A 20,374-nucleotide genomic window follows, 5' to 3' on the forward strand; every position below is an offset into this window, starting at 1 on the left:
GGTCAGCTCCAGACGGGTGGCGCCTGGCCGTAGGCGGGTGGCAGGTGCGGCCAGCTCAGTGGGTGGCCGTCGAGCCGCCCCGGTGGGCTGATCGCGGTCCAGCCGTTCCCGAGCGCCGTCCGGTAGGTGTCGGCCCGGCGCTCCGGGTCGTCGTCACCGCTCGACCGGGCCGGCCGGCTGCCCTGGTCGAGCAGCCACCGCGCGGTCCTGGCGAGGGACACCGAGACGTGGGTGGCCTCACCGGTGCGGGCGCGTCGCCCGAGCGCGGCCAGCGCACCGGCGGCGAGGAGGTAGCCGGTGGCGTGGTCGAGCAACTGGCAGGGCAGGGCACCCGGCCGGACGCCGTCGGTGCTCGTGGCCCAGCCGATGCCGGTGGCGATCTGCACTAGGCTGTCGAAACCGCGCCGGGTGCCCCACGCTCCGGTCGTACCCCACGCGGACAGCGTGACGACCACGGTGCCGGGGTGCCGGTCGGCGACCTGGTCCGGGTCCAGCCCGAGCCGGCGCAGCGCACCCGGCCGGTAGCCGGTCACGAGGACGTCGGCCTGGTCGAGCAGGCGGTGCAGCGCCGCGCGGCCGCTGTCCGTGCCGGCGTCCAGGAACGCGCTCGCCTTGCCGACCACGCCGTCGACGGCGTGCAGCGCCGGCTCCGGACGACGCGGATCGTCGACCCGCAGCACCTCGGCGCCGAGCGCGCCGAGCATCCGCGTGCCCACGGGGCCCGCGATGACCCGGGTCAGGTCGAGCACCCTCACCCCGGACGCCGGCAGCGGGCCCGGACCGGCCGGCGCGAGCGGGCCACGGCGCAGCGGCGTCATGGTCACCAGCGGCGGCGTCTCCGGGGTGCTCTCCGCCTGCCACTGCTCGGGGGTGCGGGCCGCCACGGCGAGCCCGCCGGCGGCGTACACGACACGTTCGACCTCCCGCGCCGGGCGGCCGGCGATCACGTCGGCCAGCCGCGGCCGCACCTCGGCGTCCGGACCGTCGGGCACGCCGAGGGACGCCAGCAGGGCGCTCCGGTGCCACGGGTAGTTCGCGTGGGTGCGCACCCAGCCGTCCGCGGCCCGCCACAGCCGGGACAGGGGAGCGAAGCCGTCGATGCCCCGCCCGTCGGCGTCGCGTAGCCAGACCTCGCCGCGTACCGCCGCCGCCACGTGTTCGCTGTCGAGCGCGATGTCGGGCCGCCGGCCGGTGCGCGCGGCGGCCAGCTCGGCGGCGGCGGTGAGGCAGGCGGCCACGGACGCGGTGGCGCAGTCGGCGACCGCCAGCGGCGACGCCAGCACCGAGGGCCGCGGATCGCCGGTCGGCGTGGGCCCGGCGGCGCCCGCCAGCCCGAGGTCCGCCAGCACACCCTCCAGCAGAGTTCCCACCCGGACATCTTCGCCGACTCGGGGGCGTCCGAGGCGGCTCACGCGGGGTGCCGCTGGTCACGCGCCGGGCCCGGTGCCCCCTCTCGGAGGCGCCGGGCCTGGCGACGGTCAGCGGGTCACCAGCTCAGGTAACCGGCCTGGGTCTGCACGTTCAGCTCGGGCACCAGCAGGAACTGCGCCAGCCAGGTACGCGGGTCACGCAGCTCCAGCACGTCCAGTCCCTTCTGGATGTCGCTGGAGTAGATGTGGCCGTTGTACCAGTAGGCCGACCAGGACCCGCCGGTACGCAGCTGCGTGGCGTCCAGCGGCCCGCGCTCCCAGTAGGCGATCTCGGTGGGCTTGCGGGAGTCGGTGAAGTCCCACACCGAGATGCCGCCCTGGTACCACGCCTGGACCATGATGTCGCGGCCGGGCACCGGGATCAGCGAGCCGTTGTGGGCCACGCAGTTCTCGGTGTCCGCGTTGGCCCGGGGGATCTTGTAGTAGCTGCGGAACTCCAGCTTGCGGGCGTCACCGCGGCCGGTGATGTCGTAAACGGCGTCCGCGCCCCGGTTCGGGCCGACCTCCTCGTTGCAGGTGGCCGCGCCGCCGCCGCCCAGCTCGTCGGTGAAGACGACCTTGGTGCCGGCGTTGTTGAACGTGGCGGAGTGCCAGAACGCGAAGTTCACCGCGTCGGTGACCCGCTCGATCACCCGGGGCGCCTCGCGGTCGGAGATGTCCAGCAGGATGCCGTCACCCATGCACGCACCGGCGGCCAGGTCCTTCGCCGGGTACGCGGTGATGTCGTGACAGCCGGTGGTGGCCGACGACTGGCCGGGGATGCCCGGGTATCCGCCGTCCGGGAACAGGTTCGGCGTGGCGATGACGGAGGCCGTGGTCGGGTCCTTCACCGGTACCTTGACGATGGAGATGGAGTCGTGCGGCGGCTGGCAGTCCGGGAACTCGGCCCGCGGGCTGTACGAGGAGACGTACAGGTAGACGTTCCGCTTGTCCTTGCCGGGCACCAGCGTGTGGGTGTGCGAGCCGCACGCGGTCTCCACCGACTTGATGTAGCGAGGGTTGCGCTTGTCCCGGATGTCGAAGATCTTGATGCCCTCCCAGGACTCCTTCACCGACGCCGGCTGGCTGGTGCTGGCGCAGGAGTCGTCGCTGCGGGAGGAGTCGGTCGACAGGAACAGCAGGTTGCCGTGGACCGAGATGTCGTTCTGCGAGCCGGGGCAGAGCACCTGGGACACGATCGCCGGGCGGCTGGGGCGGGAGACGTCGTAGACGACGAACCCGTCGTAGTTGCCGACGAAGGCGTACCGGCCCTGGAAGGCGATGTCGGTGCCCAGTGCGGCAGTGGTGTCGAACGGCGCCTGCTTCGGCAGGTTCGCCACCTGACGCAGGTTGGGGCTGCTGGAGATCTCGTCGACACCGGGGACGGCGTCGTCCACGGTGGCCGGCGCGGCCTCGGCCCGGGGGACCTCCTGCGCGCTGCTCGGCGGTGCGGTGAAGACACCGGCGAGCAGCAGGCCGGCGGCGGCGAGGCTGACGGTCCGGACTCGGGACGTGCGGATGTTGATCATCGGCAACACCCTTCGAAAGGGGGTCATGATTCGCCACACCCTACCTATTTGAGACGGCCATCAATGTGATCCGGGTCACACTTGGGAACTTTCGTCTATGGATAGGATCGCTGTCACCTTGACCGGAGGAGCCGTCGTATGACCAGCCGGCAGGCGCGTGTGTGGGTGGGCGTCACAGCACTGGTGACCCTCGTGGTGGCCGGCGCGTTCGCGCTGGCCGGGCGCGAGGACACCCGTACCCCGGAGGCGGCCGCGACCACGGCGGTGGCCGCGCCGAGCGCGAGCGCCGCCGTGCCGGCGCCGCCGGTGGTGGTCCCCGGCCGGCCGGGGGAGCCCGCCGCGACCCGCCCCGCCGAGCAGGTCCGGGGCGCCACCACCCCGCGATGGAACAGCCTCGACGTCTGGTACGTCCGGATGATGATCCCGCACCACCAGCAGGCCCTGGAGATGGCGGCCCTCGCGCCCGAGCGCGCCGCCGACGCGCGGATCCGCGCCGTGGCGATGCGGATCCGTGCCGCACAGGGGCCGGAGGTCGGCCTGCTGCGCGCCTGGCTCAGCGAACGCGACCTGCCCGCCGACGTGCCCGGGCACGACCACGGCAGCATGCGCGGGATGCAGTCCGCCGAGGCGATGCGGCGGCTCGGCGACGCGCGCGGGGCGGCGTTCGACAGGCTGTTCGTGCGGATGATGTCCGACCACCACCGGGGCGCGATCGTCATGTCCACCGATCTGCTGAAGGTCGGTGTCGACCAGCCGATGCAGGAGTTCGCCACAGCGGTGGCCGTCGAGCAGTCCGCCGAGATCACCCGCATGCGGGCGCTGCTGACCCCCTGACCTGGGGGAGGGTGAGCGGGCGGCCCTAGGCTCTCGGGTCGTGAACCGCCTGATCCTCGGTCGTCCGCTGCGTGCTGTCGCGTTCGACGCGGCCGTGTGCGGGTTCGTCGTGTTCTTCGCGCTGTCCGGCTACCTCGCCGGGCACACCGGGATCCCGGCGACGGCGGTCGGCCTGGCGATGGCGGTGGCGCTGTTCCTCCGGCGTACCCACCCGTCGGCCGTGGGCGCCCTGGTGGCCGCGCTGGCGCTGGTCCAGGTGATCGCCGGCTGGGGTCCGCTCAGCTATGACATCGCCGTGCTGGTCGCCCTCTACAGCGTGGTCAAGTACGCCGGCCGGCTGCGTGACGGCATCGTCGCCGGGGTCGTCGCCGTGCTCGGCGGGGTGCTCGCCGCGCTCCAGTCGCCCGGCCTCGGACCCTGGTGGATGGGCGCGTTCTTCTACGCCCTCATCGTCGGCGCGGTCTTCCTGGCCGGGCTGAACCTGCGCACCCGCCGGCTATACGTGCTCAGCCTGGAGGAACGCGCCGCCACGCTGGAGCGGGAACGGAGGCGGAGGCGCGCGCCGCCGTCGCCGAGGAACGCACCCGCATCGCCCGCGAGCTGCACGACGTGGTCGCCCACAGCATGGCCGTGATGATCGTGCAGGCGGACGGGGTGCGGTTCACGCTGGACCGGGACCCGGCCACGGCCCGGGAGGCGGCCAAGGTGGTCGCGGACACCGGGCGGCAGGCGCTGGAGGAGATGCGGCGGCTGGTCGGCGTACTCCGGGAACCGGACCGCCCGGAGTCGCCGCCGGCGGCGGACGAGCCGGCCGCCGAGCCGGCGCACCGGCGACCCGCGCTGGTGGAACTGCCCGCGTTGCTCGACCGCTTCCGCGCCGCCGGGCTGCGGATCACCTGCGGCGGCGCCGGCCCGCCGCGGGCGCTGCCACCCGGCCTCGAGCTGACCGTCTACCGGGTGGTGCAGGAGAGCCTGACGAACGCGCTCAAGCACGCCGGTGTCGGCGCGTCGGTGGAGCTGACGCTGGACTGGGGCGCCGACGCCGTCGTGGTCCGCGCGGTGGACGACGGCGGCGGCGCTCCGGTGGTCCGGCCGGCGCCGTCCGGCGGGCACGGCCTGGTCGGCATGCGGGAACGGGTGGGGGTGTACGACGGCAGCCTCGCCGCCGGCCCCACACTCGCCGGTGGCTGGCGGGTCCAGGCGCGGCTGCCACTGCCGGCGGCGGCCGGCACCGAGGAAGGGAGCGCGGCGGCGTGACCGTGCGGGTGATGATCGCCGTGGTGGTGGCCGGCTTCGTGATCGCCAACACCTTCGCCATCGTGCTCGCCCAGCGCTCCCGGCGTACCGCGCTGCTGCGCCTGGTCGGCGCCACCCGGGGGCAGATCTACCGGGCCACGCTGTCCGAGGCGGCGGTGACCGGCCTGCTCGCCTCGGTGGCCGGGGTGCTGGCCGGCGCGGGGGTGGCCGGCGGCCTCGGCGTGCTGCTCGCCGGAAGCGGCGCGCCGCTGGGCAGCGGGCTCACCCTCACCCCGCGTACCCTGCTGCTGTCGGCGGTGGACGCCGGTGACCCGGCGGACCTGGGGCCGGGGTCGGTGCTGGTGCACCGTGAGCTGGCCGCCGCGCGGGGCTGGACGGCCGGCGCCACGATCACGCTCGCCGGCCGCCCGTTCCGGGTCGCCGCGGTGGTGGCCGACGAGGAGCCGGTCCTGGCCGGCAGCCCGGTCCCCGCCGGTCACCTGGTGGACGTGCTGGACGCCGACGTCACCGCCATGTTCCCCGCCGAGCGCGGCTACCTGGCCGAGGTGGACCCGGCCGCCGGGGTGAGCGCCGACGCGGCCCGGACCGCTGTCGAGTCGGTGCTGGCCCGCTACCCGACGGTGAACGTGATGGACCAGGCCGCGTACAAGAAGATGCTCACCGGCACCGTCGACCTGGTGCTCGGGTTCGTCACCGCGCTGCTCGGCCTGGCCGTGGTGATCTCGCTGGTGGGCGTCGCCAACACGCTCAGCCTGTCGGTGGTGGAACGCACCCGGGAGACCGCCGTGCTGCGCGCGGTCGGGCTGAGCCGGGCCGGGATGCGGGGGGTGCTCGCGGTCGAGGCGGTGCTCACCGCGCTCGTCGGCACGCTGCTGGGCGTCGCGCTCGGCACCGGCGTGGCGGCCGGGGCGATGGCCGTGGTGGCCCGCATCGGCGGTGACTTCACGCTGGTGCTGCCGTGGGCGCGGATCGGGCTGATCGTCGCGGTGGCGGTGGTGGCCGCGCTGCTCGCCTCGGTCCTGCCGGCCCGCCGGGCGCTGTCCCGCCCGGTGGTGGCGTCGCTCGGCGCGGACTGAGCGCCGCCGTCCGGACACGGACGAGCCGGCTCCGCGGTGGGCGGGGCCGGCTCGTCGCTGCCGTGCGTCAGGGCTGGGTGGCCGGCTGCCCGCCGGTGTCACCGCCGCCACCGGGACCGGTGCCCGGGTCGGCGGTGGTCGGGTCGGGCGCGGGCGGCGTGGTGGGCGCCGTCGTCGTCGGTGCGCTGGACGGCGTGCTGCTCGGCTCGCGGGTCGGTGCCGGCGCCTCCGTCACGCTCGGCTGGGCCGACGGGGTCGGCGAGGCGCTCGGCGTCACCGAGGGCGTGGCCGACGGCCGGCCACCCGGGCCGACCGGACGGTAGGTGTACTCGTCGCTCGCCGACGGCTCGTCGGCGACCGGCTCCGCGGCCGGGTCGCTCGGCGCGACGGCGGGCGCCGTCGAGTCGATCTTCGTGGCCGGCTCGGTGGTGTCGTTCGCGGCGGCCACCAGCGCGCCCAGCGCGCCCATCGCCACCAGCACCGCGCCCAGCGCACCGACGAGCGTGCCGCGCCGGCCCCGCCGCCGCGAGGTCGCCACCGCGGCGCCCGGGCGGACCGCCGGCTGGTCGTCGCGGGACCGCGCCGAGCCCGCCGCGCCGCGTAGCGCCGTCGTCGCGGCCGGCGAGTCGGTCCGCGCGGCCCGGGCCGCGTCGGCCATCGCCGCGGCGCTCGGATAGCGGTCGGCCGGATCCTTGGCCAGCGCCCGGGACACCAGCTCCCGCACCGCCGGCGGGATCTCCGCCGGCAGCTCCGGCGGCTCGTCGTCGAGATGGCGTACGGCCACCTGGAGCGGGTTGTCGCCGGTGAACGGCGGGCTGCCGGTGAGGCAGCAGTAAGCGACGGCACCGAGCGCGTACACGTCGGTGGCACCCGAGACGGGCCGGCCGGCGGCCTGCTCCGGCGCCATGTAGAGGGCGGTGCCGGGCACCGCGTTCGTGCTGGTGATGCTCGTGACGTTGGTCGAGCGGGCCACCCCGAAGTCGACCAGGACCACAGTGCCGTCGTCCTGCACCAGCAGGTTGCTCGGCTTCACGTCGCGGTGGACGATGCCGCGCCCGTGCGCCGCGTGCAGCGCCTGCGCCACCTGGGCCACGATCGACATGGTCTCGGCCACCTCGAGGCACCCGGCGTCCTCGATCCGCCGGGACAGCGGCTCACCGGCGACGAACTCCATCACCAGGTAGTCGGCCCGCCCGCCGCTGGGCAGCTCGTCCTCGCCGCAGTCGAAGACCTGGACCACGCCGGGATGGCGCAGTGAGGCCATGATCCGCGCCTCGGCGCGGAACCGGGCGATGAAGTCGGGGTCGGACACCAGGGCGGGAAGCAGCACCTTCACCGCGACCGGACGGCCGAGGACCAGGTCGGTGGCACGCCAGACGTCGCCCATGCCGCCGGTGGCGACACGGTCATCCAGGCGGTACCGACCGCTGAGTACGACGTCTGAGGACAGCACCCCCATACCGTACCCACAGCGGGCGCGAAGTATTTCCCGCGAGATCCGTGCCCGGCTCCGGCTGCCCGATCGGCCGGGTGTCCGACAGCCGGTACGCCGATCGGCTGATCGTGATCGACCCGGTACGATCGGCCAGAAAGTCACCCGCCCCCGCGTGGCGGGCTCTCCCGCGGCGGCGCGGACCGCAGCGGTGAGCGTCGCGGCCGCCCTCGGTGTTACCACGACACGCCGGAGTCGGCGCTAGACATTTCTCTCTGTTTTCCCGGCGGCCGACGCCTTGCCGAGGCGCCCCCGCGGGTTCCCGTGTCGGCCCGACTCCCGGCCGCAGCCGGCCGCCGGTACGGTATGTCCCGCCGACGCCCGCTGCCGCGGGCGGTGTTCCATGGCGCACCGCACGCTCGTGCGCGTGCCTGATCAGCTCACCGGGGGGGGCGAGTGCGGATGGCGGTGTGGCCACCGGCTGCCGTTGACGCCCGGCGCCGGGCCGTCAGCCGGGCCGGACGGCGCGCGTGACGGCCGAGCTGAACGAGGCGGTCGCCGCTGCCCAGGCGGGCGACGAGGAGGCGTTCCGATTCCTCTACCGCAGCCTGCAACCCGCCCTGCTGCGCTACCTGACCGCGCTCGTCGGGACCGACGCCGAAGACGTGGCCTCGGAGGCGTGGCTCCAGATCTCCCGCGACCTGCCGTCGTTCACCGGCGGCGAGTTCCGCGCCTGGGTGGTCACCATCGCCCGTAACCGCGCCATGGACCACCTGCGCCGGCAGCGGCGACGTCCCTCGGTGCCGGTGCCGGTGCAGGCGCTGAACGACCTGGCCGCCGACGTCGACACCGCCGACCGGGCCGGCGAGGCCATCGCCACCGAGAACGCGCTGGCGCTGATCCGTACGCTGCCGCCGGCGGAGGCCGAGGCGGTGATGCTGCGGGCCGTGATCGGCCTGGACGCGGAGACCGCCGGGCGGGTGCTGGGCCGGCGGGCCGGCGCGGTGCGCACCGCCGCGCACCGGGGCCTGCGCCGGCTGGCCGCGATGCTGGAGCGCTCGGCGGCGGCGCGGGCCGCGCCGGACGACGTCCGGGACGCCACCGCGCCGCGTCCCCGTACCGACCGCCAGGTGCCGCACGCGCCCGAGGCCGAGCCGGCGGAGGGCTGACGTGAGGGGAGACGGCATGCACGATCGCCGGTCCGGCGGGCCCGCCGACCGGGCGGAGTCCGACCGCCTGCTCGACGCCGCGCGCGCCGGCACGCCGCCGGCGGCCGACGCGGACCCGCTGACCCGGCTGCTGTCCGCCGCGGCCGGACCTGCGGAACCCGGCGAGGTCGCCGGGGAGGAGCAGGCGCTCGCCGCCTTCCGGGCGGCCCGGACGTCCGGGGCGTCACCGGCGGCCGGACCGGTTGTCGCGCCGCGTCCGCGCCGGCGCCTGCGGATCGCCGCCGCGCTGTCCGGGCTGGCCGCCACCGCCGTCGCCGGGGTGGCGTTCGCCGCGGTGCGCCTGGACCGCGAGCCCGAGCCGGTCCTCCCGCCCGCCACCACGGCCCGCCCCACCGGCGAGGGCCCGACCGGCGCCGGCCCCGCCGTCACCGGCCCCTCCCGGCCGGCGCCGAGCACACCGGCCGGCGACGCGTCCGACGCGACGTCACCGCCGGCTGCGACACCGAGCGTGACGCCGAGCGGCGCGACCCCGCCCTCCGCGTCCCCGACCCGCGGGAACAACAGCATGGCCGGGCACTGCCGCGCCTACCTGGCCAAGTCGGAGCGGCAGCGGGCGAAGGCGCTCACCGCACCGGGCTTCGCCGACCTGGTGACCGCGGCCGGCGGCCCCGAGCAGGTGGAGAGCTACTGCCGGAACCTGGTGGACGAGCCGGCGGAGGACCCGGACGACGAGGACGACTGAACGCCACCGCGCAATCAGATTCCGGACAATAATTCATCTCCCTGGGCAAGCGGATCTCATCTGCTAGACAGAGGATGGTGGGACGGCGTCCCGTGCCGTCCCGGCCGGGCCCGCCGCCACGACGTGGCCGCCCACCGCCGAGGAGGAGCCGTCCCATGGTGATGTCACCGGACCTGGACCGGGCAGTGGTCCTGGGGGGCGAGGAGGCGGCCCGGGGCCACCTCGCCCGGATCTGCTTCAAGACCGGGCCACCCGCACTCGTCGGCGTCGAACTGGAATGGACAGTGCACGACGCCGCGGACCCGGCCCGGCCGGTCGACCGCGAGCGACTACGCGAGGCGCTGGGGCGGCACAGCCCCGTGACCCTCGACCCCACCAGCCCGGCCGGCGAGCTCCGGCGCGGCGGCGCCGTGACCGTGGAGCCCGGCGGGCAGGTGGAGATCTCCGCGATGCCGCGCTCGTCGGTCGCCGCGCTCATCCTGGCTACCGAGGCCGACGTCGCCGAGCTGCGGGCCCGGCTGGACGCCGCCGGCCTGGTGCTCGGCCGCAGCGGGATGGACCCCTGGCGCCTGCCCCGGCCCGTCGTGGAGACCCCCCGCTACCGGGCCATGCGCCGGGCCTTCGACCGGCGCGGCCCGGCCGGACGGGCGATGATGTACAGCACCGCCGGCCTCCAGGTCTGCCTGGACGCGGGCGAGCCGCAGCACCTGGCGCAGCGCTGGGCCGCCGCGCACGCCGTCGGCCCGCCGCTGCTCGCCGCGTTCGCCACCGCCGACCGGCATGCCGGCCGCCGCACCGGCTGGGCGTCCGCCCGGATGGCCACCTGGCTGGCCATCGACCCGGCCCGGACCAGGCCGGTGTGGTCGCCGCGGCACGCCGACGAGGACCCGGTGGCGGCCTGGACCGGGTACGCGCTCGCCGCGCCGCTGCTGTGCGTACGCGGCGACGGCCCGGACTGGACCGCGCCGCCCGGTGTCACGTTCGCCGACTGGCTGGCCGGCGCGCTGCCCCGCCCGCCCACCACCGACGACCTGGAATACCACCTGAGCACGCTGTTCCCGCCGGTACGCCCGCGCGGCTACCTGGAGCTGCGCTACCTGGACACCCAGCCCGGCCCGGAGTGGACGGTGCCGCTGGCGGTGCTGGCGGCGCTCTTCGCCGACCCGGCCACCACCCGGGACGCGCTCGCCGTGGCCGGTCCGGTCGCCGACAGGTGGCAGGCGGCGGCCCGGTGCGGGCTGGCCGAGCGTCCCCTGGCGAGCGCCGCGGCGGCGCTGTTCGACCTGGCCCTGACGGCCCTGCCCCGGCTCGGCCTGCCGGACGGCATCCACGACGAGACCGATCGAGCGATCCGGCGGCGCCGCGCCGCCGCGGAGAGGGGACACCGGTGACCACCACCGAGCGACTACGCGACCGGATCGCCGCGGAGCTGGAGCGGACCCGGGCCCGTACCGCCCTGCTGACCGACGCGGTGGACGACGACGACCTGGTCCGGCAGCACTCCACGCTGATGTCGCCGCTGGTCTGGGACCTGGCGCACGTCGGCAACCAGGAGGAGCTGTGGCTGGTCCGCGACGTCGGCGGCCGTGACCCGGTGCGCCACGACATCGACGACCTCTACGACGCGTTCAAGCAGCCCCGCAAGGACCGGCCGGCGCTGCCGCTGCTGCCGCCCGCCGAGGCCCGCGCCTACGTGCGGACGGTCCGGGACAAGGTGTTCGACCTGCTCGACGGCATCCGCTTCACCGAGCGTCCCCTCGTCGCCGACGGGTTCGCGTTCGGCATGATCCTGCAGCACGAGCAGCAGCACGACGAGACCATGCTCGCCACCCACCAGCTGCGCGCCGGCGCCCCGGTGCTGGACGCGCCGCCCCCGCCGGAGCCCCGGGCCCGGGTCGGCGGGGAGGTACGGGTGCCGGCCGGTCCGTTCACCATGGGCACCTCCACCGACCCGTGGGCGCTGGACAACGAGCGCCCGGCGCACACCGTCGACCTGCCCGCGTACCTCATCGACGCCGCGCCGGTGACGAACGGCCAGTACCGGGCGTTCATCGCCGACGGCGGGTACGACGAGCCGCGCTGGTGGAGCGAGGCCGGCTGGCGGCACCGCGTCGAGGCGGGCCTGAGCGCGCCGATGCACTGGCGGCGCGACGGGGACGGCTGGGCGTACCGCCGGTTCGGCCGCTGGTCGGCGGTACGCGACGACGAGCCGGTGGTGCACGTCTGCTGGTACGAGGCACAGGCGTACGCGGCGTGGGCCGGCAAGCGGCTGCCCACGGAGGCGGAGTGGGAGAAGGCGGCCCGCTGGGATCCGGCGACCGGCCGGTCCCGCCGATACCCGTGGGGTGACGAGGACCCGACCGGCGAGCACGCCAACCTGGGCCAGCGGCACCTGTGGCCGGCGCCGGTGGGCGCGTACCCGGGCGGCGCCTCGCCGCTGGGCGTGCACCAGCTCGTCGGCGACGTGTGGGAGTGGACCTCCTCGCCGTTCCGGGGGCACCCGGGCTTCACCGCGTTCCCCTACCGGGAGTACTCGGAGGTCTTCTTCGGCGACGACCACCGGGTGCTGCGGGGCGGCTCGTTCGGCACCGACCGGGCCGCCTGCCGGGGCACGTTCCGCAACTGGGACTACCCGATCCGGCGGCAGATCTTCAGCGGGTTCCGCTGCGCCCGCGACGCCGGCCCGGAGGAGTGAGCCGGCCCGATGTGCCGTCACCTCGCGTACCTCGGTCCACCGGTGCTCCTGCGCAGCCTGCTGTCCGACCCGCCGTACGGGCTGCTGCGCCAGTCGTGGGCGCCGCGTGACATGCGCGGCGGCGGCACGATAAACGCCGACGGCTTCGGCGTCGCCTGGTACCCGGACGACGGCGACCCGGTCCGCTACCGGCGGGCGCAGCCGATGTGGAGCGACACCACGCTGCCGGAGCTGGCCGCCGTGACGCGGGTGCGGGCGGTGCTGGCCGCCGTCCGCTCCGCCACCGTCGGCATGCCGCTGCACGAGACCGCCGCCGCACCCTTCGCCGAGGGGCGGTGGCTGTTCAGCCACAACGGCGTGGTGCGGGGCTGGCCGGACAGCCTGGTCCCGCTCGCCGCCGGCCTGCCCGTCCGCGACCTGATCACCCTGGACGTGCCGACCGACTCGGCGTTGCTGTGGGCGCTGGTCCGGCACCGGCTGCGCGCCGGCGCCCCGCCGGACGCGGCGGTGGCCGACACCGTCGCGGCGGTCACCGCCGCCGCTCCCGGCTCGCGGCTGAACCTGCTGCTCACCGACGGTACGACAGTGGTGGCGAGCACGGCCGGGCACGCGCTGTCGGTGCGCCGTGGCCCGGGCTCGGTGCTGCTGGCATCCGAACCGTTCGACGACGACCCGGCCTGGCGGGCCGTGCCGGACGGCCGGCTCGTGGTGGCGACCACGGGCGGGCTCGACGTGCGGGAGACGACCGCCGCCTGACGATCCGTACCCACCGCAAGAGAGGACACTCGATGAGCGCGGAGCCGCTGGAGATCCACCTGGAGCAGCAGGACCTCGACCGTGGTCTGCGGGAGGACGTACGGGTCGGGCTGGCCGCGACGCCGAAGTGGCTGCCGCCAAAGTGGTTCTACGACGCCCGGGGCAGCGAGCTGTTCGAGGAGATCACCCGCCTGCCGGAGTACTACCCGACCCGGGCCGAGCGGGCGGTGCTGGCCGCGCACGCCGACGACGTGGCCACCATGACCGGCGCGAAGACGCTGATCGAGCTGGGTTCGGGCTCGTCGGAGAAGACCCGGCTGCTGCTGGACGCGTTCACCCGCCACGGCGACCTGGGCACCTTCGTGCCGCTGGACGTGTCGGTGAGCGCGTTGCGGTCGTCCACCGAGCAGATCGCCGCCGCGTACCCGGGGCTGCGGGTCCGGGGGATCGTCGGCGACTTCACCCGCCACCTGGACCGGCTGCCCACCGGCGGCCGGCGCCTGGTGGCGTTCCTCGGCGGCACGATCGGCAACCTGCTGCCGGCGGAGCGGACCGGGTTCCTCACCGCGATGCGCGCGGCGCTGGAGACCGGCGACTGGCTGCTGGTCGGCACCGACCTGGTCAAGGACCCGGGCGTGATCGTGCCCGCCTACGACGACGCGGCGGGTGTGACCGCCGAGTTCAACCGCAACGTGCTCCGGGTGATCAACCGCGAGCTGGGTGCGGACTTCGACGTCGACGCGTTCCGCCACGTGGCCGTCTGGGATCCCGAGCGGGAGTGGATCGAGATGCGGTTGCGCGCCGAGCACCCGACCCGGGTGCGGGTCCTGGACACCGACGTGGTGTTCGCCGCCGGTGAGGAGCTGCGGACCGAGGTGTCGGCGAAGTTCCGGCCGGAGGGGATCGCCGCCGAGCTGACCGCCGCCGGGTTCGACAGGCGGGCGTTCTGGACCGATCCGGACGGGTTGTTCGGGGTGAGCCTGGCCCGGGCCGACTGAGGCTCGGGGTGGCCGCGACCACACCCGGTGACCGGCCGGGCCGGTGATCGGCTAGGCTGGTCGGCGCGAAGGGGAGTAGCCCCCAATGTCGTGGTCGACACACTGGTGCGTTCCGCACCCGGCCACGCGGCCCCGGTCCCCGGGGCGGGCGAGACCTTCGACTCAGGCTGTCGCAGCCGGGTCGAGGGCGCCCCCGTTCCTCCTCCCGGCTTGATCGGGAAGGTTCACATGGAGGGTTTCCTCGTCGCGCTGGTGGTCAGCTTCGGCGTCATCTTCGTGGCCGAGCTGGGCGACAAGTCCCAGCTCATGGCGCTGACGTTCGCCACGCGGTTCAAGCCGGTGCCGGTGCTCATCGGCATCACGATCGCCACCGCCGTCGTCCACCTGGCCTCGGTGGCCATCGGGTACGGCCTGGGCGCCGCCCTGCCCACCGGGTGGATCTCGCTCATCGCCGGTGTGGCGTTCCTCGGCTTCGGCGCCTGGACGCTGCGCGGCGACAAGCTGACCGAGGAGGAGAAGCGCAAGGCCGAGCGCGGCGGCAAGTCCGCCGTCATCGCCGTCGGTGTGGCGTTCTTCCTGGCCGAGCTGGGCGACAAGACAATGCTCGCCACCATCACGCTGGCCACCAAGTACGGCTGGTTCGGCACCTGGCTCGGCTCGACACTCGGCATGGTCGCCGCGGACGCGCTGGCGATCCTGGTGGGCCGGATGCTCGGCCGGCACCTGCCGGAGCGGACCATCCGCTACGGCGCGGCGGTGCTGTTCGCCATCTGCGGCCTGTGGCTGATCTTCGAGGCGGTCGCCGAGCTGAACTGACCGCAGCGACGCCGGCCGCCGTTCCCGCTGCGGGAACGGCGGCCGGCGTCGTCAGGCCGGGCCCTGCTGGTAGACGTCCGGTACGCCGTCACCGTCGGCGTCCCGGCTCTCGCGCTCACTGATCCGCCGGTAGGCCCGGTTGCGGCGGACCAGCACCACCGAGGCCAGCAGGGCGGAGGTGAGCGAGCCGAGCAGCACCGCCACCTTGACGCCGTCCTCCTCCGGGCTGCCGGGGCCGAACGCCAGCTCGCCGATGAGCAGCGACACGGTGAAGCCGATGCCGGCCAGCAGCGCGAGCCCGGCCAGGTCGGCCCAGGTGATCTCCTCGTCCAGTTCGGCCCGGGTGAACCGGGCGAGCAGGTACGTCGACCCGAACACGCCGATCACCTTGCCGATCACCAGCCCGGCGGCGACCGCGAGCACCACCGGGCTGGTGAGCACGCCGCCCACATCCACCCCGACCAGCGTCACCCCGGCGGCGAAGAAGGCGAAGACCGGTACGGCCAGGCCGGCGGAGACGGGCCGCCAGCGCTGCTCCAGCCGCTCGGCCAGCCCGGGTGCGCCGTCGCGCCCGCGCAGCACCGGCACGGTGAACCCGAGCAGCACGCCCGCCACTGTGGCGTGCACACCGGAGGCGTGCACCAGCGCCCAGGCGGTCACCGCGAGCGGGATCAGCGCCCACCACCAGGTTCGCCGCTTCTGCACGAGCAGCCCGAACGCGGCGATCGGCAGCAGCGCGGCGAGCAGCGGCAACGGGTGGAACGCGTCGGTGTAGAAGATCGCGATGATGGTGATCGCGAAGAGGTCGTCGACCACGGCGAGGGTGAGCAGGAAGGCGCGCAGCCCCTGCGGCAGGTGGGAGCTGACCACGGCGAGCACGGCGAGTGCGAAGGCGATGTCGGTGGCGGTGGGGATGGCCCAGCCGCGCAGGCCGGTGCCGCCGGCGCCGAGCGTCACCGCCAGGTAGATCAGCGCGGGCGCGACCATGCCGCCGAGCGCGGCGATCACCGGCAGCGCGGCCCGGCGGGGGTCACGCAGGTCACCGGCGACGAACTCGCGCTTGAGCTCCAGACCGACCACGAAGAAGAAGATCGCCAGCAGCCCGTCGGCGGCCCAGGTGCGCAGGTCGAGGTCCAGGTGCAGCCCGGCGCCGCCGGGCCAGGGCACCCAGTGGCTCAGTTCGGCGTACCCGGCCCGCCACGGCGAGTTGGCCCAGACCAGGGCGAGCACCGCGCCGAGCAGCAGCAGGCCGCCGCCGACCGTCTCGGTGCGCAGCACGTCGGCCAGGAAGCGGGCCTCCGGCCAGGAACGGCGGGACAGCAGGCGGGGGCGGTGCGGGGTGTGCTGGCGCATGCGGGATCCGTTCGGAAGCTGGGGTCGGCGGAGTCATCGCCGACCAGGCTTCCCGGCACACCGGGACCAACCCTATCGGGCGTCCGCCACCGCCGGCGAGCCGCTCTCCGGCCGATGGGACGCCGATCCCACCTCCTGGATACGGCGTCCCGTCGGCCGCCGGGTCAGCGTTGCCCGGGCAGCGCCGGCAGGGACACCCCGGCCGGCTCGCAGAAGGCGGCCATCCGCTTGACCAGCTCCTCCGGGTCGGCGTACGGGTCCAGCCCGCGCACCTCGTCCGGGTCCAGCGCGGGCACCGCGACGTGGGAGATCAACGGGTGCAGCGGACGGCTGTCCACCTCGTCGGCGCCGAACAGGTGCTCGTGCAGCTTCTCGCCCGGGCGCAGGCCGGTGAAGACGATCTCCACCGGCCGGCCCGCCTCGGCGGCCAGCCGGCGTGCCACGTCGGCGATCCGGACCGGCTCGCCCATGTCGAGGACCAGCGCCTCGCCGCCCCGCCCGATCGTCGCGGCCTGGAGCACCAGGTGCACCGCCTCCTGCACGGTCATGAAGTAGCGCGTCACGTCGGGGTGGGTGACGGTGATCGGCACCCCCGCCCGGATCTGCGCCTGGAACGCGGTGAGCACCGAACCGCGGCTGCTCAGCACGTTGCCGAAGCGGACGCTCAGGTATCTGCCGTCGAGCCGCTGCGCGTGGTACGCGGTCAGCCGCTCGGTGATCCGTTTGGAGTAGCCGAGGACGCTCGTCGGGTTGGCCGCCTTGTCGGTGGAGATGTTCACGAACTCGGCGACGTCCCGGCACGCCTCCAGCACGTTGAGCGTACCCAGGATGTTGCTCTTGATCGCCTCGCCGGGGTGGCGCTGGAGCAGGGTGAGGTGCTTCAGCGCCGCGGCGTGGAACACCACGTCGGGCTGCCGGTCGGCGACCACCCGGGCGATGCCCTCGGCGTCGCGGATGTCGGCCAGGATCAGCTCCGGGCCGTCCAGCATCGCGCGCCCGTGCAGGGACATCTGCAGCGCGTGCAACGCGGACTCGTCGCGGTCGAGCATCATCAGCTCGTCGGGCTCGCAGCGGGCGATCTGCCGGCACAGTTCCGAGCCGATCGAGCCGCCGGCGCCCGTGACGAGCACCCGGCGGCCGGCCAGCCCGCCGCGCTCGACGCTCAGCTCGGCCACCCGGTGCGCGCGGCCCAGCAGGTCGGTGAGCTGGAGGTCGCGTACGTCGGTGGCGGCGACCGGACGGTCGAGCAGCTCGCGTACCGGCGGCAGGACCTTGAACGCCGCTCCGGCCTCCAGCGTGCGGGTGCGGACGTCGCGCAGCAACTGCGGGTCCGAGCTGCTCATGGAGAAGATGACTGTGGTCGCGCCGGTCGCCCGGACCGCGTCGCCGACCTGTTCCCGGCCGCCCAGCACGCGCAGCCGCTCCAGCCGCAGGCCGCGGCTGTCGGGCGCGTCGTCGAGCAGGCCCACCGGCCGGTAGCCGCTGCCCGGGTCGTGCAGCAGCGTCCGGACCAGCCGTTCGCTGGCCGCGTCCACCCCGTAGACCAGGCAGCGTTCGGCGTGCTGGGCGGCGGGCTGATGGCGGTCGGCGTAGGCCCGCCAGAGGCCGCGGGCGGTGGCCATCGCCACCAGGGCGACGGTGCCGCCGACGAGCGGCGTGCTCGCCGGGACCGGCCGCTGCGCCCACGGCAGCACGGCGGCGAGGCCGACGGCGGCGACCAGCGCAACGGTGACGGCCAGCCCTTGGGCGTCCCCGGAGCTGCCGATCGGGTAGCGGCCGTAGATCCGGGACCGCAGCAGCGTGAGTGCGGCGTACAGCGCGGCGCAGGCCAGCGCCAGGGCGAGCGTACGGGCGCTGGCGTCGGCGGTGAGGTCGAACTCGAACCGCGTCCAGGCGGCGCCGAGAAATCCGCCGCACCACGCGGCCGTGTCCAGCGTTAACAGGGAAAGGGTGGCGGCTCGGTGGGTGATCCGGCTGTGCGGTCGCACGGTTGTGCTGGCTTCACGATCCATGGGCTGCCCTCTGCGTCCTATCCGGATTGAAAGGATTAGACCTTCTGTGCCTGCTTAGTCGTTTACATTCGTCCAGTCACGTAACGTCGTGAATGGGCGATTTGATCCTGGCATGGCGACTGGTGCTTTTAGGGGGCTTTCGTGCAGTTTCATCGGCAGGCCGGCGTGTTGCGAGGGGGAGCGTGATGGACGTTCTCGGCTACCTGCGCCTGGTCCGACGCCACTGGTGGATCGTGTTGGTGGCGGTGATGCTCGCCGTGGGCACCGCCGCGCTCGTGACGGTCCGGACGGCGCCTCGGTACGAGGCCTCGGTGACGTTCTTCGTCACCACGCCCAGCCAGGGAGTCACCGACGCCTACCAGGGCAGCCTGTTCCTCCAACAGCGGGTGAAGTCCTACGGTGACCTGCTCACCAGCGACCGGCTGGCGCAGAGCGTCGTCGCCGACGCGCCGCTGGGCCTCACCGCCGACCAGGTGCGCAGCCGGATCAGCACGGCCAGCACCACCGGCACGGTGCTGCTCAAGGCGACGATCACCGACACCGACCAGACTCGGGCGCTGAAGACCACCGAGGCGCTCGCGACGAAGTTCACCGAGCTGGTGCGCAAGGTCGAGACGCCGCCGGACGGCAAGGCGCCGCCGATCAAGATCGAGGTGGTGAGCGGCCCCCGGGTCACCTCGAACCCGGTCTCGCCGCAGCCCACCCGCAACCTGGTCCTGGGCGGTCTGCTCGGCCTGCTGCTCGGCGCCGCGCTGGCCGTGCTGCGCGGGGTGGCCGACGTCCGGATGCGCGACGGCGCCGGGCTGCAACGGGTGACCGGCAGCCCGCTGCTCGGCGAGGTCCCGTACGAGACCGGCGCGAAGGCGGCGCCGCTGATCGTCGGTGACGCGGCCACCTCTGCCCGCGCCGAGGCGGTCCGCAAGCTGCGTACCAACCTGCGCTTCGTGGACGTCCACGAGCCGGCCCGGGTCATCGCGGTCACCAGCGCGCTGCAGGGCGAGGGCAAGACCACGATGGCCTGCAACACCGCCATCGCGCTGGCCGAGGCGGGCTGGCGGGTGCTGCTGATCGACGCCGACCTGCGCCGCCCCAAGGTCGCCGACTACCTCGGGCTCGACGGCGGCGTCGGCCTCACCGACGTGCTGGTCGGCGACGTCCAGGTCGGTGACGTGGTGCAGCGCTGGGGCGAGAAGTCCCTGCTGGTGCTGCCCAGCGGCGCCACCCCGCCCAACCCGAGCGAGCTGCTCGGCTCGAAGTCCATGGCGGACCTGCTGGTGGCGCTGCGGGACTCGGCGGACATCGTGGTCCTCGACACCGCGCCGCTGCTCGCGGTCACCGACGGCGTGGTGGTGGCCGTGCAGGCCGACGGCGCGCTCCTGGTCACCCAGCAGGGGCGTACCTCCCGCAGCCAGGTCGCGGCGGCGGCGCAAGCGCTCAGCTCGGTCTCGGTGCGCCTGCTCGGCTGCGTGCTGAACATGGCCAAGGTGGCCAAGTCGGACGCCTACCAGTACGAGGCGTACAAGGTGGTCGTGCCGCCCGCGGCGCCCTCCGTGCCGGCCGACCGGGCCGGAACGCGGCGGGGCGCGAAGGCCGCGGGCGACCGGACGCAGGAACTCACCCGGCTGTCGCGATGAGTGCGAGTACGGGCCGGATCGACCGCTCGATCTCCTCGGCACAACGCCGGAAGTCGGCGGGCGAACCGCCGATCGGATCGCGCAGGTCCTCCGCGTCGGGGGCGGCGGGTTGCAGCCGCCCCCGGGCGCGGACCGCGGCCGACACCGCCGCCCGCAACGGCGTGCCCGCATCCGCCTCCGCCTCGGCGGGGCGGGCCTCGGCCGCCAGCCGGGCGAACTGCCGCAGCGTGAACGTCCGGGTCAGCGCGGCCGGTGCCAGCGAGGTGCAGGCCGAGCGTTGCCGGCGGGTCGCGGTCAGCACCAGCGCCGCCCCGGTCAGGTGCTCCGGGCGCAGCCGGCGGGTCCGGAAGGCCGCCGGGTCCGCGCCGGTGGCCGCGGTCACCTCGACCGCGTATGGGTGCATGGCCGCCCCGTCGATCGCGTCGGTCCCCGCGCTGGTCACCGCCAACGGCAGGCCGGCCAGCATGCGGCGGGCGATGAACTCCGCCATCGGTGACCGGCACATGTTCGCGTGGCAGACGAAGAGCACCTCGTCGACCATCTGCACCCCTCTCGTCGGCACGGTCGCGACGGAGGGTGCCGCGACGGCGTTCTTCCGGCGGTCGCGGCCGGACGCAGAGGGGATGCGGGAATCGTACGCGGTGCGGCGCCCGGCCGTCCGG

General features: G+C 74.8%; 16 protein-coding genes and 1 pseudogene. 11 read left to right on the forward strand and 6 right to left on the reverse strand.

Annotation, left to right across the window (positions count from 1 at the left end; genetic code table 11):
* Nucleotides 1–2 precede the first annotated feature (2 nt).
* Together AB0C17_RS21160 and AB0C17_RS21165 are read right to left on the reverse strand one after the other, a co-directional pair.
* Nucleotides 3–1,370 (reverse strand): CoA transferase, encoded by a 1,368-nt coding sequence (locus tag AB0C17_RS21160; protein WP_357479996.1) that lies wholly within the window; start codon nucleotides 1,368–1,370, stop codon nucleotides 3–5.
* Nucleotides 1,371–1,486: 116 nt separating this feature from the next.
* On the reverse strand, nucleotides 1,487–2,938 hold the full coding sequence (locus AB0C17_RS21165; protein WP_357471335.1) for a hypothetical protein: 1,452 nt from the start codon (nucleotides 2,936–2,938) through the stop codon (nucleotides 1,487–1,489).
* Nucleotides 2,939–3,076: 138 nt separating this feature from the next.
* Between AB0C17_RS21165 and AB0C17_RS21170 the strand changes: the two genes are divergently transcribed.
* The 3 genes and pseudogenes from AB0C17_RS21170 to AB0C17_RS21180 all read left to right on the forward strand — a co-directional run bounded on the left by AB0C17_RS21170 (nucleotide 3,077) and on the right by AB0C17_RS21180 (nucleotide 6,105).
* Nucleotides 3,077–3,772 carry a DUF305 domain-containing protein gene (locus tag AB0C17_RS21170; protein WP_357390350.1) on the forward strand — a complete coding sequence of 232 codons (696 nt, stop codon included), beginning with the start codon at nucleotides 3,077–3,079 and terminating at the stop codon, nucleotides 3,770–3,772.
* 40 nt (nucleotides 3,773–3,812) lie between these two features.
* Nucleotides 3,813–5,029, forward strand: a pseudogene (locus tag AB0C17_RS21175) (histidine kinase).
* Entirely contained in the window at nucleotides 5,026–6,105 is a 1,080-nt protein-coding gene (locus tag AB0C17_RS21180; RefSeq protein ID WP_357479999.1) for an ABC transporter permease, read from the forward strand. Before AB0C17_RS21175 ends, AB0C17_RS21180 begins: the two are co-directional and overlap by 4 nt.
* A gap of 67 nt (nucleotides 6,106–6,172) precedes the next feature.
* Here the strand turns inward: AB0C17_RS21180 and AB0C17_RS21185 are convergent, their stop codons facing one another.
* A complete protein-coding gene (locus AB0C17_RS21185) occupies nucleotides 6,173–7,564 on the reverse strand; it encodes a protein kinase (protein WP_357480002.1) in 1,392 nt (463 codons plus the stop codon).
* 503 nt (nucleotides 7,565–8,067) lie between these two features.
* Here AB0C17_RS21185 and AB0C17_RS21190 point away from each other — a divergent pair.
* From AB0C17_RS21190 to AB0C17_RS21220, 7 genes are all read left to right on the forward strand, one after another.
* Nucleotides 8,068–8,706 (forward strand): RNA polymerase sigma factor, encoded by a 639-nt coding sequence (locus tag AB0C17_RS21190; protein WP_357391238.1) that lies wholly within the window; start codon nucleotides 8,068–8,070, stop codon nucleotides 8,704–8,706.
* Nucleotides 8,707–8,722: 16 nt separating this feature from the next.
* Nucleotides 8,723–9,448, forward strand: a complete 726-nt coding sequence (locus AB0C17_RS21195; protein ID WP_357391237.1) for a hypothetical protein — start codon at nucleotides 8,723–8,725, stop codon at nucleotides 9,446–9,448.
* A 155-nt stretch (nucleotides 9,449–9,603) separates the two neighbouring features.
* Complete coding sequence (gene egtA / locus AB0C17_RS21200; RefSeq protein WP_357391235.1) at nucleotides 9,604–10,839, forward strand: ergothioneine biosynthesis glutamate--cysteine ligase EgtA; 1,236 nt, start codon at nucleotides 9,604–9,606, stop codon at nucleotides 10,837–10,839.
* Nucleotides 10,836–12,143, forward strand: a complete 1,308-nt coding sequence (gene egtB, locus AB0C17_RS21205; RefSeq protein ID WP_357391233.1) for an ergothioneine biosynthesis protein EgtB — start codon at nucleotides 10,836–10,838, stop codon at nucleotides 12,141–12,143. The genes egtA and egtB overlap by 4 nt, the downstream gene beginning before the upstream one ends.
* Nucleotides 12,144–12,152: 9 nt before the next feature.
* Nucleotides 12,153–12,899, forward strand: a complete 747-nt coding sequence (gene egtC, locus AB0C17_RS21210; protein WP_357480006.1) for an ergothioneine biosynthesis protein EgtC — start codon at nucleotides 12,153–12,155, stop codon at nucleotides 12,897–12,899.
* Between the two features lie 32 nt (nucleotides 12,900–12,931).
* Nucleotides 12,932–13,897: an L-histidine N(alpha)-methyltransferase gene (gene egtD / locus AB0C17_RS21215; RefSeq protein WP_357480009.1), complete on the forward strand. Its 966-nt coding sequence runs from the start codon at nucleotides 12,932–12,934 to the stop codon at nucleotides 13,895–13,897.
* Nucleotides 13,898–14,125: 228 nt separating this feature from the next.
* Nucleotides 14,126–14,713, forward strand: a complete 588-nt coding sequence (locus AB0C17_RS21220; protein ID WP_357391227.1) for a TMEM165/GDT1 family protein — start codon at nucleotides 14,126–14,128, stop codon at nucleotides 14,711–14,713.
* A 51-nt stretch (nucleotides 14,714–14,764) separates the two neighbouring features.
* Here the strand turns inward: AB0C17_RS21220 and nhaA are convergent, their stop codons facing one another.
* Together nhaA and AB0C17_RS21230 are read right to left on the reverse strand one after the other, a co-directional pair.
* Nucleotides 14,765–16,066, reverse strand: a complete 1,302-nt coding sequence (gene nhaA / locus AB0C17_RS21225; RefSeq protein ID WP_357480012.1) for a Na+/H+ antiporter NhaA — start codon at nucleotides 16,064–16,066, stop codon at nucleotides 14,765–14,767.
* A 164-nt stretch (nucleotides 16,067–16,230) separates the two neighbouring features.
* On the reverse strand, nucleotides 16,231–18,078 hold the full coding sequence (locus tag AB0C17_RS21230) for a polysaccharide biosynthesis protein (protein WP_357480015.1): 1,848 nt from the start codon (nucleotides 18,076–18,078) through the stop codon (nucleotides 16,231–16,233).
* 185 nt (nucleotides 18,079–18,263) lie between these two features.
* Between AB0C17_RS21230 and AB0C17_RS21235 the strand changes: the two genes are divergently transcribed.
* Complete coding sequence (locus tag AB0C17_RS21235) at nucleotides 18,264–19,712, forward strand: polysaccharide biosynthesis tyrosine autokinase (protein ID WP_357480018.1); 1,449 nt, start codon at nucleotides 18,264–18,266, stop codon at nucleotides 19,710–19,712.
* Here the strand turns inward: AB0C17_RS21235 and AB0C17_RS21240 are convergent.
* Complete coding sequence (locus AB0C17_RS21240; RefSeq protein ID WP_357388779.1) at nucleotides 19,693–20,274, reverse strand: low molecular weight phosphatase family protein; 582 nt, start codon at nucleotides 20,272–20,274, stop codon at nucleotides 19,693–19,695. The two genes, AB0C17_RS21235 and AB0C17_RS21240, sit on opposite strands and share 20 nt — an antisense overlap.
* Between the last annotated feature and the right edge of the window lie 100 nt (nucleotides 20,275–20,374).

This window comes from Micromonospora sp. NPDC048887 (assembly GCF_040649715.1).
Classification (GTDB): domain Bacteria; phylum Actinomycetota; class Actinomycetes; order Mycobacteriales; family Micromonosporaceae; genus Micromonospora.